The organism is Staphylococcus sp. EG-SA-2, assembly GCF_017152085.1.
Window position 1 is genome coordinate 1 of sequence record NZ_JACYHC010000023.1, and the last position, 580, is coordinate 580.

At 34.0% G+C, this 580-nt stretch carries 1 protein-coding gene; it reads right to left on the reverse strand.

Going from position 1 to position 580, the window contains the following annotated elements:
* Positions 1 to 580: Ig-like domain-containing protein (locus tag IDG60_RS00195; protein WP_241013308.1), on the reverse strand; the 580-nt coding region annotated here is incomplete at both ends.

Sequence of the window (580 nt, forward strand, 5' to 3'; positions counted from 1 at the left end):
GCAATGACCTCTCCTGATGGATCAGTAATATCGATAGGATCATTTTTATCTGTTAAATCCGAAGGAATTACATTCTTATCATAATTAATCGTCATTGTATCGCCTTTTTTGACTTTATTGTCAATTGTAAACTCTGTATCATATTCAATATCTTTACCGTCATGCGCTGCTGCCACATTATCTTTACCATCGCCAACTTTGATCGTCTGTTTCGTAACTGTAATTAAGTCATTTACATTATTTGAAGCAACTGCTGCTGGTTGTGCAACTGCAAAACGCATTTTCGCATTTAATCGTTTTGGTGCAACACTTGTTGGAGCTGTAGCAACTGGTTTAGTTGAACGATCTGTATTGTTATCATTTCTAACTAATTCTTTTAATTTCTCAGGATTATTTTTAAGTTCTTCTTTTGACACATTTACTGGTTCTTTTGGATTAGTTGCATCTGTAACTTGATTGTCTACTTTTGAAGGCGTTGGTTGCGGTTGTGAATTTTCAATATTTGTAGATTCTTGAGGTGTAGTTGGTTTTGTTTGAATTTCACTTGTAGATGGTTTTGTAGTTACATCGTTATTTGTAT